The 14,508-nt window shown below is 55.6% G+C and carries 14 protein-coding genes; 8 read left to right on the top strand and 6 right to left on the bottom strand.

Features of this window, described 5'->3' with window-relative positions; all coding sequences use genetic code 11:
• The first annotated feature begins 25 nt into the window (after positions 1-25).
• Both ahcY and RLO149_RS20070 read left to right on the top strand, forming a co-directional pair.
• Entirely contained in the window at positions 26-1,414 is a 1,389-nt protein-coding gene (gene ahcY / locus RLO149_RS20075; RefSeq protein WP_013963914.1) for an adenosylhomocysteinase, read from the top strand.
• 211 nt (positions 1,415-1,625) lie between these two features.
• The gene (locus RLO149_RS20070) at positions 1,626-1,967 is read left to right on the top strand and encodes a DUF2853 family protein (RefSeq protein WP_013963913.1); all 342 of its coding nucleotides are present in this window, start codon (positions 1,626-1,628) and stop codon (positions 1,965-1,967) included.
• Positions 1,968-2,394: 427 nt separating this feature from the next.
• On the opposite strand, the gene RLO149_RS20065 is transcribed toward RLO149_RS20070, so the two are convergent.
• From RLO149_RS20065 to tsaD, 4 genes are read right to left on the bottom strand one after another with little or no spacing between them, the layout of a single operon-like run.
• Positions 2,395-2,838 carry an EVE domain-containing protein gene (locus tag RLO149_RS20065; RefSeq protein WP_013963912.1) on the bottom strand — a complete coding sequence of 148 codons (444 nt, stop codon included), beginning with the start codon at positions 2,836-2,838 and terminating at the stop codon, positions 2,395-2,397.
• Positions 2,838-3,110: a YciI family protein gene (locus RLO149_RS20060; protein ID WP_013963911.1), complete on the bottom strand. Its 273-nt coding sequence runs from the start codon at positions 3,108-3,110 to the stop codon at positions 2,838-2,840. Before RLO149_RS20060 ends, RLO149_RS20065 begins: the two co-directional genes overlap by 1 nt.
• Position 3,111: 1 nt before the next feature.
• Positions 3,112-4,074: an NAD(P)H-dependent glycerol-3-phosphate dehydrogenase gene (locus RLO149_RS20055; protein WP_013963910.1), complete on the bottom strand. Its 963-nt coding sequence runs from the start codon at positions 4,072-4,074 to the stop codon at positions 3,112-3,114.
• Positions 4,071-5,168 carry a tRNA (adenosine(37)-N6)-threonylcarbamoyltransferase complex transferase subunit TsaD gene (gene tsaD, locus RLO149_RS20050; RefSeq protein ID WP_044025460.1) on the bottom strand — a complete coding sequence of 366 codons (1,098 nt, stop codon included), beginning with the start codon at positions 5,166-5,168 and terminating at the stop codon, positions 4,071-4,073. The genes RLO149_RS20055 and tsaD overlap by 4 nt, the downstream gene beginning before the upstream one ends.
• Here tsaD and RLO149_RS20045 point away from each other — a divergent pair.
• From RLO149_RS20045 to RLO149_RS20035, 3 genes are read left to right on the top strand one after another with little or no spacing between them, the layout of a single operon-like run.
• A complete protein-coding gene (locus tag RLO149_RS20045) occupies positions 5,090-5,953 on the top strand; it encodes a uroporphyrinogen-III synthase (RefSeq protein WP_245538090.1) in 864 nt (287 codons plus the stop codon). The two genes, tsaD and RLO149_RS20045, sit on opposite strands and share 79 nt — an antisense overlap.
• A gap of 60 nt (positions 5,954-6,013) precedes the next feature.
• A complete protein-coding gene (locus RLO149_RS20040; protein ID WP_013963907.1) occupies positions 6,014-7,501 on the top strand; it encodes a COG4223 family protein in 1,488 nt (495 codons plus the stop codon).
• 11 nt (positions 7,502-7,512) lie between these two features.
• Complete coding sequence (locus RLO149_RS20035; RefSeq protein ID WP_013963906.1) at positions 7,513-9,000, top strand: heme biosynthesis protein HemY; 1,488 nt, start codon at positions 7,513-7,515, stop codon at positions 8,998-9,000.
• Positions 9,001-9,129: 129 nt separating this feature from the next.
• Here the strand turns inward: RLO149_RS20035 and RLO149_RS20030 are convergent, their stop codons facing one another.
• The gene (locus RLO149_RS20030; RefSeq protein ID WP_013963905.1) at positions 9,130-9,957 is read right to left on the bottom strand and encodes a transcriptional regulator; all 828 of its coding nucleotides are present in this window, start codon (positions 9,955-9,957) and stop codon (positions 9,130-9,132) included.
• 158 nt (positions 9,958-10,115) lie between these two features.
• Between RLO149_RS20030 and RLO149_RS20025 the strand changes: the two genes are divergently transcribed.
• The gene (locus RLO149_RS20025; RefSeq protein WP_013963904.1) at positions 10,116-11,093 is read left to right on the top strand and encodes a fatty acid desaturase; all 978 of its coding nucleotides are present in this window, start codon (positions 10,116-10,118) and stop codon (positions 11,091-11,093) included.
• 36 nt (positions 11,094-11,129) lie between these two features.
• On the top strand, positions 11,130-11,936 hold the full coding sequence (locus RLO149_RS20020; protein WP_013963903.1) for an enoyl-CoA hydratase: 807 nt from the start codon (positions 11,130-11,132) through the stop codon (positions 11,934-11,936).
• A gap of 69 nt (positions 11,937-12,005) precedes the next feature.
• On the opposite strand, the gene RLO149_RS20015 is transcribed toward RLO149_RS20020, so the two are convergent.
• Complete coding sequence (locus tag RLO149_RS20015; RefSeq protein ID WP_013963902.1) at positions 12,006-13,082, bottom strand: DUF2793 domain-containing protein; 1,077 nt, start codon at positions 13,080-13,082, stop codon at positions 12,006-12,008.
• A 200-nt stretch (positions 13,083-13,282) separates the two neighbouring features.
• On the opposite strand from RLO149_RS20015, the gene RLO149_RS20010 reads away from it, so the two are divergent.
• Positions 13,283-14,440 (top strand): hypothetical protein, encoded by a 1,158-nt coding sequence (locus tag RLO149_RS20010; RefSeq protein WP_013963901.1) that lies wholly within the window; start codon positions 13,283-13,285, stop codon positions 14,438-14,440.
• The last annotated feature ends 68 nt before the right edge of the window (positions 14,441-14,508 follow it).

Here is a 14,508-nt window from a genome sequence, read left to right as displayed (position 1 = left end):
TCATTCAGAGCCTTGGAGTGCCCGCGTGACCAAAGACTATGTCGTAAAAGATATCGCCCTTGCTGAATTTGGCCGTAAAGAGCTTGATATCGCCGAAACCGAAATGCCGGGCCTGATGGCGCTGCGCGAGGAATACGGCGAAAGCAAACCGCTGGCAGGATCACGCATTGTTGGCTCGCTCCATATGACGATCCAGACCGCAGTTCTGATCGAAACGCTTGTTGCCTTGGGGGCTGATGTGCGCTGGGCGTCGTGCAATATCTTTTCCACGCAGGATCACGCCGCTGCAGCCATCGCCTTGGGTGGGACGCCGGTATTTGCGATTAAAGGGCAGTCCCTGGAAGAACACTGGGACTATCTGGACCGGTCATTCATGTTTGAGGATGGTCCGAACCTGATCCTTGATGATGGCGGCGATGCTACGTTGTATGTTCTGCTTGGTGCGCGCGCCGAGGCAGGCGAAGAAATTATCCCTGTGCCGACATCAGAAGAAGAAGAGGCGATCAAGGCGCAGATCAAAAAACGTATGACCGCGTCCCCGGGTTGGTTTACGAAAATCCGCGATCAGATCAAGGGCGTCAGCGAAGAGACGACAACCGGCGTGCATCGTCTTTACGATCTCGTCAAACAAGGGCAATTGCCGTTCCCTGCGATCAATGTGAACGATTCTGTCACCAAGTCGAAGTTTGACAACAAATACGGCTGCAAGGAATCTCTGGTGGATGGCATCCGCCGCGCCACAGATACGATGATGGCGGGCAAAGTCGCGGTCGTCATGGGATATGGCGATGTGGGCAAAGGCTCCGCCGCCAGCTTGAGCGGTGCGGGTGCCCGTGTAAAAGTCACCGAAGTTGACCCGATCTGCGCCTTGCAGGCGGCCATGGACGGTTTTGAGGTTGTCTTGCTCGAAGATGTGGTCGATTCCGCCGATATCTTTATCACCACGACCGGCAACAGGGACGTGATCCGCATTGAACATATGCGCGCCATGAAAGACATGGCGATCGTCGGGAACATTGGCCACTTCGACAATGAAATTCAGGTTGCGTCGCTCAAGAACCACAAATGGACCAATATCAAAGAGCAGGTAGACATGATCGAGATGCCGAGTGGCAATCGTCTCATTTTGCTCTCCGAGGGGCGCTTGCTGAACCTCGGCAACGCGACCGGGCACCCGTCTTTCGTGATGTCCGCGTCCTTTACCAATCAGGTGCTCGCCCAGATCGAACTCTGGACCCGTGGCGGTGCGTATAACAACGAGGTCTATATCCTGCCCAAACATCTGGATGAAAAAGTTGCGCGTTTGCACCTTGACCGGATCGGCGTGAAACTAACCTCGCTGGACGCGGAGCAAGCGGCGTATATCGGTGTGAAACCGGAAGGTCCGTTCAAGCCGGAACACTACCGGTACTGACTTTAGACCGGCATGCAGAATAGGCCAAGTGGTTTCCGGGAGGCATTGTTTACGCTGCCCGGGAGACACATCCTGTGACCCCAAGGATCGGGAAAATCCGCCTATGGGGAAAACTGTGGTAAATTATCCCTTTTTCGATGGTCCATCAGGTCCTATCATTTCGGTTGAGGTCCAAGTTTGACGGCCTTTTAACCAACGAGGGAATTTTATTATGGGTAAGCGGGACGATCTGATCGCGCAATATGCAGAAGATCTGAAGAACAAATGCGGGATGGAGCCTGATATGGACCTCCTCACCAAAGTGACCATTGGGTGTGGGCCTGCGATTTACAACGCGGATGCATCAACGGTCGCCAGCAGTCAGGCATCGGAACTGGAAACCGTCAAAGAAAAGTTTTTGATGAAAAAACTTGGTCTTGCCGATGGTCCCGAGTTGATGGAAGCCATCAATAAAGTCATCGAGACCTATGGTAAATCCGAGCGGAATAAATACCGCGCTGTGGTGTATTACATGTTGACCAAGCATTTTGGAAAAGAGGCCGTCTACGGATAGTCAAAACCGATATTGATCTGTTGAGCGCCTCTTTTGTTAAAGAGGCGTTTCTTTTTTGTACGGCTTTTAAACTATTGAAGAATTGCACTTATTTATGTGCTGGGCTATCAATAACGCACCCGGCCAGTATGGCCAGGACCAAATTCAAACACGTGTGGTGGACTAGGGAGCACGTGGGGTGAAGAAGGGTTCTGGCTTATGCGCAGGACCCTTTTTCAGTTTAAGAACCTGTTCAGGACCAAGCCCGGTAAAACACCTTTCACATTGTGCTTAGATGAACGCGCCGGATGCGCGAAAGCGAATTCGCATTTCAGACAGTTGTGAGTTCCGACACTATCGCGAAATGCGCCGATCACCCTCATCAGAACCTTCGCACTGCTTCGAGCCGCAACCAGTCATAATGTACCGTACTGGACCGAAGCCTTTTTCAAGGCTGCTGGTTTCCTTGACCGGCGTCAGGCACACCCGCCATGTCACAAATGACCGCCCATTCCTCGGGCTGAACGGGCTGCACCGATAACCGGGACATTTTCAACAGCGCCATGTCGGCCAGCCTCTCGTCTTGCTTTACCGCCTCCAGACTCACAGGTGTCTTCACGGGCCGCACGGCCTTGATGTCCACGCAGTCCCAGCGTTCATCCTCGGTTGTGCTGTCCGGATGCGCCTCTGCGATCACCTCAACAATCCCAACAATGGATTTCTCTTTTTGCGAATGGTAAAAGAAACCCAGATCGCCAACCTTCATCTGGCGCATAAAATTGCGGGCCTGATAATTGCGCACGCCATCCCATTCTTCGCCCGCCTCACCTTTGGCCATTTGATCGTCCCAACTCCAGGTCGACGGTTCCGATTTGAACAACCAATAGGCCATCAGCCGATCACCCGGTTCCAAGGGATCAGATCGACCGACGCAAACAGTCCAGCGGCGCCATAGGGGTCACCTTGGACCCAGGCTCGCGCTTCATCCATATCCGCCACATCCAGAATGATCAGAGAGCCGCACATCTCGCCCGTATCATCCAGTAAGGGGCCTGCCTGTTGTACGGCCGCGCTGGATTTGAGGTATTCCACATGCGCGGGGCGGTTTTCCTGACGAATGGGCAATGCACCCGGTTTGTCATGAGCAATGAGAGCGACGAGCATGTTATTCTTCCTTCAGTGAACGGGACAAAAGTGTGGCCATGGCATCTGCGACATCCAACCTGTTTTCCACAAGTGCCGCAACCACGGATAAGATTGGCAAATCAAGGGCGTTCTCACGGGCATCACGCGCCACAGCGCAAGCGGTCGCGGCACCCTCAACGGTGGTCTCGGGATCAAACGCCTTACCCGCACCCAGTGACAACCCAAACCGGTAATTCCGGGACAGGTCCGATGTGCAGGTCAGCACGAGATCGCCGAACCCGGACAGCCCGGACAGAGTGGCTGGATCTGCGCCTTTGAACTGCGCGTAACGCTGCATTTCCGCATTTCCACGGGTCATCAGCGCGGCGCGCGCGCTTTCGCCGAGCCGCGCACCAATGGCGGCACCGCAGGCAATGGCGATGACGTTTTTCAGCGCCCCGCCCAATTGCGCGCCGGTCACATCGGTGGTGCGATACAGGCGCAGCGTGCTGTTTGACAGCTCTTGCTGCAAATCGCGCGCGCGATTCGGGTTGGCGCAGGCCAGCGTCAGCGCGGTCGGCAGCCCTTTTGCAATGTCATTGGCAAAACTTGGGCCGGTCAGGATCGCATGTTCGCTCTGCGGGCAGATTTCACGCGCGATATCGACGGGCCCCATGCCGGTCTCAAGCTCAATGCCCTTGCAGCACGCGACAAGCGTTTTTCCGGCAACCATCTGGTCAACGCCACGCAGGAACTGGCGCAGCTTTTGCGCTGGCACGGCCAACAGAAGCACGTCGCATTTTTGCAGGTCGGCGAGGTTTGATGTGACAACGACATTTGCCGGCAAAAAAAATCCGGGCAGACGCGCTTTGTTTTCGCGGTTTTGGTGCATCAACTGCGCCTGTTTGGCATCGCGCGCCCACAACAGGACCGGGGCGGTTTGACCAAGCGAGATGGCCAAAGCGGTGCCGAAAGCGCCCGCACCCAATACACCGACACTCATGCCTTTGCCCCTTTTTTGCCGCTGCCGAGCATTGCGGGGCTTTTTGCATCAAGCGGCCATCTTGGACGGGCGGCAAGTGTCAGATCATCGGGCGGATGGTCTGCCATTCTCTCAAGTGCGGCAAAGCCGATCATTGCGGCATTATCGGTACATAAGGCAAGCGGCGGCGCAACAAAACCGGCCCCATTGTCCCGCGCAACCGTCTCTAATCTGGCACGAATTGCCATATTTGCTGCGACACCACCAGCGACACATAGTGTCGCCGTACTCGGTGAAAGCTGATGATATTGGTGCATCGCGCGGCTCGTTTTTTCCGCCAGAACATCAACGACTGCGGCCTGAAAGCCCGCGCTCAGGTCTGCCTGATCCTGTGGGTAAAGCCCGCCCTGATCCCGCACCAACCCGTCGCGCGCCCTCAGAACTGCGGTTTTCAAGCCTGAGAATGACATGTCGCACCCCGTGCGGTCCAGCAACGGGCGCGGTAGGGAAAACCGTTTCGTATACCCCCGCTGTGCCGCCTGTTCCACCGAAGGGCCGCCCGGTTGCGGCAAAGCCAGCAGCCGGGCGATCTTGTCAAAGGCTTCCCCCGGTGCATCGTCAATCGTGCCACCGATGCGTTTGAAATCATCCGGCCCTTTGACGAGCAAGAACTGACAATGCCCCCCCGATACGAGCAGCATCAGATAGGGAAACGGGACATTATCCGTCAATCGAGGGGTCAGCGCATGGCCTGCAAGATGGTTGATGCCATAAAGCGGTTTGCCCGTCGCCAGAGCGAGGCCCTTGGCGCACATGACGCCTGACACCACACCGCCAATTAGGCCGGGACCAGCAGTGACAGCAATCGCGTCAATGTCTTGCAAGGGCGTCTGCGCAACATCCAGTGCTTCCTCGACACAGAGGTCCAAAATTTCCGCATGCGCGCGGGCCGCAATCTCGGGGACAACGCCACCGTAGGCCGCATGCAGGCTGTCTTGTCCGCGCACAATCGAGGATAAAATCTGTGTCTCGCCGGATGCGTTTTTACGCAGCACGGCGGCGGCTGTGTCATCACAACTGCTTTCCAGCGCAAGAACTGTCTGAGTGCGGCCCATTCAAGCCCCCGTTGCATGCCTTTGACTTGGCAGGTAACACCGAAGCGAGGCGCAAACAATGCCGGGGGGTGGCAAAGGCGGTGCAAAAAATTCCTGTGATCCTGACGCGGCCAAAGGGATCGAACTCCGTGTTTAAAGCGGGCATTGCACCAAATGTCCGAGATCGTCTGGAATTCATTCGCAGCCCGCTTCTTGAGATCACGCCGATAGAGCAAAGCGCTGACTGCTCTGGCGCGCAGCATGCGATTTTCACCTCTGCCAATGGCGTGAAACTTGCGCCTAACGGAAACGGGCGGCGCGCGTTTTGCGTGGGGCGGAAAACGACCGAACTGGCGCAATCACATGGGTGGGATGGTGTTTTTGCAGGTGCGACCGTCACGGGTTTGAAAGAATACGTGCTGACCCAACAGCCCCAAGGTGAAATTCATCACTATTCAGGGGTTTTCGTGCGTGGAAACGTCGCCAAAGAGCTGTCGGCTGCGGGTTTGAATGTCATGAATGTGCCGCTCTATGACCAACGTCTTTTACCCTTTTCGGCGGAGGCGTTAGCGGTTCTGCAGGCAAAAACGCCCGTCATAGTGCCGCTTTTTTCGCCACGTACCGCTGCACATTTTGGAGCGATGGCACCGGCTCATCCGAAGTTGTATATTATTGCAATGAGTTCGGCGGTCGCGGATTCTTTAGAAGAAATAGCGGTTTCGCAGCTGATGGTTGCGCAGGAACCCACCGCAAAATCCATGGCAGTTTGTGTGGAATACCTTATACTAAACGACAGCTTGGGTTGAGAGGCCAGAGCGGCAGGGGTAAGGTTCCTTAACAGCATACGCCTGTGAAGATTCGAAAAGGTGGAAGATTTGGCAAAATCACGAAAGCCCAACAAGGCAACTGAAACGGTTGAACAAGGCGTCGAGAAACCAATTGAGGCGGAGGAAATCGTCACCACCGCCACCGACATTCCAGACGCTGACGGTGTTCTGAAACAAGAACCAGAGGCGCAGGAGCTCCCGGAAAAAGAGCCTGTGTTGGACGAAACTCCGTCTGATGTGGATGCCAAGGATGACCTGATCGAAGACGAGAAGCCTGCGGAAATTGCCGCAGCGACGACCGAAAGCGAAACGGTCGATCCCGTCGAGACGGTTGATGCGCTGAAAGAACACGACGCCGAGGACAAAACGGATGAAAAATCCGATGCTGTGGAAAACGAGGCTTGGCTCGACACCGACAAATCCAACGAGAAAGAGCTGGAAGCAGATACCGCTGAGAAATCCGAAAGTCCTTGGGACAAGGAAACCGATGCGGACCCAGTCGAGGAAAAACCCGAGGAACTTGAACCGGAATCGGTGCAAAAGCCAGTCGTTCAGCCGCAGCCCGAAGTTGTGCGTGGCAGTATGTGGCCCGCGATTTTTGGCGGTGTGGTTGCTGCATTGATCGGCTTTATCGCGGGGCGTGGTGACACGTTGGATGCATATTTGCCAGCATCCATGCAGCGTACTGTGGTTGATATCACCGCACTTGAAGCCGCGTCGGCTGAAGCATCTGAACGTGCTGCCGCACAGGCGGCCTTGATTGAGGCGCAAGCGGTGCGACTGGATGCCCTTGAAGCAGTAGACACGACCGAGACGCTTGATGTTATCGCCGAGCTTGAAGCAGATATCGCTGCCCTGACTGCGACAGTCGCCGCTTTGGAAAATCAGGAACCTGTGACGATCCAGACCGATAATGCTGAAGCAAACGAAGCCATCGCGTCCTTGCAGACGGCGCTTGAAGCGCAGAATGAAGAGATCGCAGCACTGGCCGAACGTGCAGAGGCTGCCGAGGCAGGTGCTGCCAAGGAAGCGGCGCAGATATTGGCGCGCGCGGCATTGACGCGGGTCGTGACCGCTGTCGACAGCGGCCAGCCGTTTGGCACTGCTCTGGCCGATCTTGAGGCCGTGACGCCTGTTGAGGTGCCTTCACCGCTGCAGGAAGCTGCGGAAAATGGCGTGCCGACAATGGCGGTCTTGAGAGAGGACTTTCCCGATGTTGCCCGCTCGGCATTGACGGCAGCGCGTTCGGAAACACCGGAATCCGAGGTTGTTGGGATCACGGGCTTTTTTCAGCGACAGTTGAATATGCGCTCCGTGACGCCACGCGAAGGGTCTGACCCCGATGCGGTTTTGTCGAGAATGCAGGCTGCTGTTGAAAACGGCGATCTTGAAACGGCGCTGACCGAAGCGGATGGGCTGCCCGAAGCGGCCAAGGTGGTCATGGCCGACTGGGTGGATGCTGCACAGTCGCGCAAAGCTGCTCAGGACGCGGCAAACGAATTGGCTGATAGCCTGAACAGCAATTAAGGAAGACACTGATGCTTTGGTCCCTGATAAAGATTATCCTGTTCGTTGTCGCGGTCGCCGCTCTGGCGTTGGGCGCGGTTTATCTTTTGGAAAGCGAAGGTGGCGTTCAGGTTCAGGTGATGGGCACCGAATTTACCTTTAGCCCGATCCAATCCGTGATCGCCGCGGCCGTCTTGGTCTTTGCGGTGTGGCTGTTCCTCAAGCTCCTGTCGTTATTGGTGGCATGTCTGCGGTTCTTATCGGGAGATGAGACCGCGATTTCACGCTATTTCGACCGCAGCCGCGAACGCAAAGGGTTTCAGGCGTTGTCCGAAGGGTTGATGGCGCTGGCCAGTGGCGAGGGTCGCGTTGCGATGACCAAGGCCGTGAAAGCCGAGCGTTACCTCAATAAGCCGGAACTCACCAACCTGCTTGTGGCACAGGCGGCTGAAATGGCTGGCGATCGTCGCAAGGCTGAGGAAACATATAAAAAGCTGGTGACGACAGACGCGACGCGCTTTGTCGGCGTGCGCGGTATCATGAAACAAAAGCTGGCGGATGGTGACACGGATACCGCGTTGCAGTTGGCTGAAAAGGCCTTTGCGATCAAGCCAAAGCACGAAGAAGTGCAGGATGTTCTTTTGCGTCTGCAAGCACAGAAAGAGGATTGGTCCGGTGCGCGCAAGACATTGAGCGCAAAGCTGAAATACGGAAATCTGCCGCGTGATGTGCACAAAAGGCGCGATGCGGTGCTGGCCCTGTCGGAGGCCAAGGATATCCTGTCTGATCAGAGTTCCATCGACGTGCAGGAAAAGGCGATTGAGGCGAACAAGCTGTCGCCAGATCTGATCCCGGCAGCCGTGATGGCCGCTGGCGGTTATGTTGAACAGAACCGTCCGCGTCTTGCTGTGCGCTTGCTGAAAAAAGCGTGGGAAGTACATCCGCACCCTGACCTTGCAGCTGCTTTCGCTGCGATTGAGCCGAATGAAACACCGGCGGAACGCATCAAGCGCTTTATGGCGATCACGCGGATCAAGCCCGAAAACCCTGAAACCAAGATGCTTTTGGCTGAACTTCATATCGCCAATGAGGATTTCCCCGAAGCACGGCGTGCCTTGGGCGATCTGGCGGAAACGGATGCAACGGCGCGCTCCGTTACCTTGATGGCTGCGATTGAGCGGGGCGAGGGGGCACCCGATACCGTTGTGCGCGGATGGCTGGCCAAAGCGCTGACCGTGTCGCGCGGACCACAGTGGATCTGTGACAATTGCCAGCATATCCATCAGGAATGGGGCCCGTTCTGCGAAAATTGCGAGAGTTTTGATACTTTGGCGTGGAAAGCACCGCCTTTGTCAGAGATGGCCATGCCAGGCGGGGTACAGATGTTACCGCTGATCGTGGGTGCTTTGGAAGAGAAGCCCGAAGAAAAGACGGGCGATATCATCGAAGACGCTGAAATCATCCCCGACGGTATGGGCAGCAACGCGCATGAAGCACCGGAGCAGAGCAAAGCCACCTGACCAAGTAGTTTGTTTGCCCTGTCGCATTTCAAGGTGAAAGCGCTGGCGCAGCAGGTGCGTAACGCGCCACGCCAACACTGTGAATGGGTGGTTCTTTGAATACGCTGTGATCTGTCGCACGGTTGCGTATCAGACAGCGTCGGCAAGTTCCTTAAGCGTCACGTGTACCTTGTCAGAGCTTATGACCGCGCGCCGCACCAACCGATCGAACTGCCGGGCAAAGCCACGTACCTGATCCGCGCTGCTCACCACCAGATAAGCGCCGCCGATATAGAGAGCCACACGCTGATTCCCAAAGACGGTGAATGGTGCTGAAAAAACCTCTGTGCCGTCATAAACGTGCAGGCGAAGGGCCGGGTAGTGGTCGGCACAGATGCGGGCCATATGGGCCAATTGGCTGTGACACCGGTCTCGCGATGTGCCGCGCCACAGACCGGTGCGCGCCGACAGATCCTGCAGCGTTTGCAGCGGCATCGCGACTTCAATATCCATGTCGTTCAGCGATATCCGTTCCAGCACATTTTCAACGCCACCCCCACGGGCGTCTTCCACGCTGGACCTGTCCGAAACATCGGGCGCAATACTGATGATATCGGGCAGGGTAGAGGGCACCGTGCGTAATTTGAAACCTGCTGCCTCATTGCGCCACTGATCCAGCGGGGTAGAGCCGTCGGCTTGAGTCTCTTTCTCGATTTGAACGCTTTCTGCAACCTCTTGCCGACCCTCTTGCGCGTTTTCCAGACAAAGAAGCCAATCGACGGAGACTCCGCTGACCGTCGCAATGCGGCGCAGCGTTTCCGCGCGCGGCAAACGATCCGTGTCGGGGTTCAAAAACTGACTCATGGCAGAGCGGTCAATGCCAACCGAGCGCATGAAATGGCCGCGCCCCTCGGTATGCGAGTCGATCAGGCTGCTGAGGCGTTCTTTGAACAATCGGGAAAGGTCGCGTTTATCCATTGTGATAAAGGAATACAAATGTTGTGAAAACACAACAAAAATTTGTGAACGCTTCGTATGTTACACTAATCATGCACAAACACGCGCTTGTCGCACAAGACCATTTCTCAAAAGATACGGACCAGAAAGCCGAAAATCCGCACTGAGAAAGGGTTGTTTTGACACCTCGAAAAATCCATGTCCAATGGCAAACGCTACTTGTCTGTCTTTGTTGCTATGGCGGTGTCACAGGGTCTACTTTCTACGCGGATGTGCTTGGGTTGGGCCTTTCGGGGGTGGTGCTGACCGTTGCACTGACGCTGTATTCCTCTTTCAATCACGAAGTGCTGCATGGTCATCCGTTTCGAAATACGGCCGCAAGCACAGCCTTGGTTTTTCCGGCCATGGGTTTGCTGATCCCGTATCTGAGGTTCAAAACGACGCATCTGGCCCATCACCACGATCCGTCGCTCACCGACCCTTATGATGATCCGGAAACGAATTACACTGATCCTGCCGTGTGGAATACATGGTCGAAGGCTCGTCAGAAATTATATAAATGGAACAATACTTTGCTGGGCCGCATGTCGGTTGGCCCCGTTATCGGTCTGATCACCTTTTACAAGCATGACGCACAGCAGATCAAAAACGGAAACCGTGAAATCCTGGTCGCCTATCTGTTTCACTTCGCAGGGCTTGTCCCCGTTGTGCTGTGGTTGATCTGGATGAGTGAGATGCCGTTCTGGCTCTATGCGACGGCGGTGTATTTCAGCCACGCTATCCTCAAGATCCGCACGTTTCTGGAGCATCAGGCCCATGAAAAGGCCCGCTGTCGCAGCGTGATCATCGAAGATCGCGGGCCATTGTCTGTCCTGTTTCTGAAAAATAACCTGCATGCAGTGCACCATGCTTATCCGACGCTGCCGTGGTATCGACTGCAGGCATTTTATGAACAGCGACGGGATAGCGTCCTGACACGCAATGGCGGGTATGTGTATGGATCTTATGCGCAGGTTGCGTCGCTGTTCCTGCTGAAAGCCAAGGACCCTGTGCCGCATAGCCAATGGATTACCGGGCATGAACAGGTGCCTCAGACCCAAAAACTGCAAAAAACCACTGCGGCGCGCGATATCACTGCTTGCAACTTGACCGGATGATCCGCTTTGATGGCGGTATACGTCAGGGAGGCATCGATGAAAGACATCCAGAACACGCCCGTTGAACTGCAAGTCGAGGGTGGTATTGCGACGATAACGCTGAACAGACCGCAAACGCTGAACGCGCTTTCCGAAGATATGCTGGCAGGGTTGCAAGGCACCTTGGACGGTATTGCCGTGAACCATGACGTAAAGGTCGTGATTTTGCGCGGGGCGGGAAACCACTTTTGTGCCGGTCACAACCTCAAGGAAATGAGCGCACGCCGCGCAGATGCCGACAAGGGGTCCGCGTATTTCAATACGCTCTTTGCGACCTGTTCGAAAATGATGCTGTCGATCGTAAATCTGCCGCAGCCTGTGATTGCCGAAGTGAAAGGGATCGCCACTGCCGCCGGATGCCAGCTGGTTGCAACCTGTGATCTGGCCATCGCGGCTGAGGATGCCCGCTTTGCCACGTCGGGCGTCAACATCGGCCTGTTTTGTTCCACGCCGATGGTTGCCCTGTCGCGCAACGTGCCGCGCAAAAAAGCAATGGAAATGTTGTTGCTGGGCGAGTTTCTACCCGCATCAAGGGCTGAGGAGATCGGCCTGATAAACCGTTTTGTTCCAGCCGACGCCCTCGAAACGGCGACACGTCAGATGGCGCAGACCATCGTCGATAAGTCACCTTTAGCGATCAAAATCGGCAAGAAAGCGTTCTATGCGCAGTGTGATATGCCCCTTGATGCGGCCTATGCCTACGCAGGTGCTGCCATGGCGGAAAACATGCTGGCGCGGGATGCGACCGAAGGCATTAACGCGTTTATTAACAAAAAGCCAATGCCGGATTGGACCGGCGAATAAGCCTCAAACGTCGCATGGCGGGCACTATTTTGCCTGTATACCCGCCACACTCTGCTCAAACCGGGTGGGTTAGCCCACCTTGAAGCCCCAGAAATCCGTACGGTCCGCCATGAAATAGCCCGGCTGAGACCGCATGATCCCGTGCAGTTCAACGGTGCTGCCCGCACTCAGGCTGGCCAGTGTCTGGATCGAAATCGTTGTGCGCCCGTTGAAATGGGCGGCTGTGTTCTCAACCTCCGACCCTGTGATGGGGGTGACACCATCAATCAGCAACTGGGCGCCCATGCGGGCAGCGCTGCTGGAATCGGCCTTGAAGGTCAGCAAAGCCCCAAGTTGATACGTACCATCGACCGGCACGATGAACTGATTTGTTGCAGCGTCAAACACGGCCTGTTCATTGTATTCCAGATCGTTGATGGCAATTTTAGTCCATTTCCCGGCCGGGCAGAAATTGTCGAAATTTGTAACGCCCTTGAAGCGTGGCAAGCGTGGCTGATCGACTATTCCCGTGGCGTTGTCGGCAATCAGCGCATCCAGAAAATTGGTGCCGTCAGACGTTGTCGCCACGCGCAGATTGTCTGACCCAAACAGGCCAAACAGCGCACGGGTCTGAAAACCCTGTTGGAAAACAAAACCGCTGTCATCAGCGCTGGTTTCCTTGTTGAGCGTTTTCAACAGACTGCCAGTGCCCCCATCCGCACGGTACAGGGCCGTCCAGAGCGCGGCGTTGAGTTTGGCAGAAAACGGTGTGCCGGGAAGCGTATTCATTCCCAACCCGAAGGTTTCGATTTCTTCCAGCTCGGGACTGTCCAGATCGATCCACTCCGCGCCGTCATAGACCACCAGCGCATCGCGGTTGATCACGTAGGCGCGCCACCCGGCCCGCGGGACAAAGAACCGCCAGGCACCGTTTTCAAACAGGGCAACTTCGCCCTCATGATTGGCCCATTCATTGATCCCGCCTGCATCGATGATATAGCGTGTTCCGTCGGTCGGAGACGTCGGCGGCGTTGTCTGATCATCGGCCGCGACGCCCAGTTGCGTCACGACATCAAGAATACGCAGCGCTTCATTGTGGGTGACGTGTTTTTGGGCTTGGCTTGGCTGGATGAACGGCATTGACAAGCTGCTTGAGATATCGGCCATGTGAATTCCCATGAGAAAGGTTTGAACAGCCTGCATCCTTCCTCAAAAGCCTTGCCGCCGGCTTATGCCATCGGCCGAAGTCTTAAAGTTTTGTTAGGATTTTCGGATGAATTTTCCCCCTTTGCATGCAAAGCGCGAAAATAAATCAACTATGACGTGATGCTTGCTTTGCGTGACAGCGCGCGCATAATGACAGGCAAATGCACGCCAACGTCAAAGATACGCAAACGACGACACCGCAGAAAATAACGCGGCAGCCCTTCAAGTCGGGCGATGTCGACAGACGACCGGCACCTCCCGTGACGACAGCCCTGCAACAACGCGCAAATACCAGCCCGCTTGTGTCACGTTTGGCCACACTGCAGGCGCTGGCTAACAACAGCACTGGCCTGAGTGCTGTGCGATCTGCACCGAATGGACAGCAGGTCGCACAACGGCAAATGTCATCGCAACCTGTTCTGCAACGTGACCGCGTCAGCACAAGACTTGGCGAGCAAACCGTGAGCGCTGATCAAAGCGGTGCTGCCGAAACTCTGGCCTTTCTGGAACCCGGCAGGTCCCACGGTGGGAAATACGCGCCGGTCCATCTGACAAAGAAAATCAAAATGGCAGGCGCCGGTCTTATCGATGCCGGAGGTCTGACCCATGGTGCCCTGAATGCGCAGAATGCCGATACACCGGATTACCACTTTACGATCACATCGGGCTTCATGGCGGCGGCCTTGGTGAACTCACCGATAAAGAATTATCTGGTAAAGCACGGTAAGGCCAGCGCGATCTGGGCTTTTGGAGGGGTCAACACAGAGGTTTTGTCGCAGAACAAACTCAAAGCGAATGAAATCGTCAACGCGTTCAACTCAGATCTTGATCTTGCAGCTGGTGCGAACTTTGACAATTTGATGCTGACCTATGATCCCGATGGAGAAGGTCCGACCTTTGATGCCGTGGTGCGCTTTCATGAAGAGGTGAAAAATACGTTATTCGCGATTCCCTCCGTCAACCCGGGCGGCGATCTGCCATTCGCATCTGTCAAGTTCTCGCAAATGAGAGCCCACATTACCGCTGGCGCTGACCAGCTTGCGGCACAATGGAGCAATTGGACAAACAACGGCGCGGCGGCTACGCGGAATGACTTCAGGATATCGGCAGGCAAGTGGACCGATCTTGCCAAGGCCGTGAATATACTCAACCGCATTCGGGCCAAGGCGCTGAAACTTGAAACCCCGGATGCGGCTGCAGGTGCGGTGTTCGATGATGCATTTATTGACGCTAACCTCGACGCCCACGCCCATGCGAGAACGGCCATCAAGGACAATATGAACACGGATCAGGACAGCCATGCTGAGGAATTCACCTGATCCCCCGTGATTTTAGGTCTCAGAAATACCCCTCTGCACAGGTTTGGACACACCACATTATCTATCAC

The sequence above is a fragment of the Roseobacter litoralis Och 149 genome (assembly GCF_000154785.2).
Taxonomy (GTDB): domain Bacteria; phylum Pseudomonadota; class Alphaproteobacteria; order Rhodobacterales; family Rhodobacteraceae; genus Roseobacter; species Roseobacter litoralis.
This window is presented reverse-complemented; position numbering and strand designations above follow the sequence as displayed.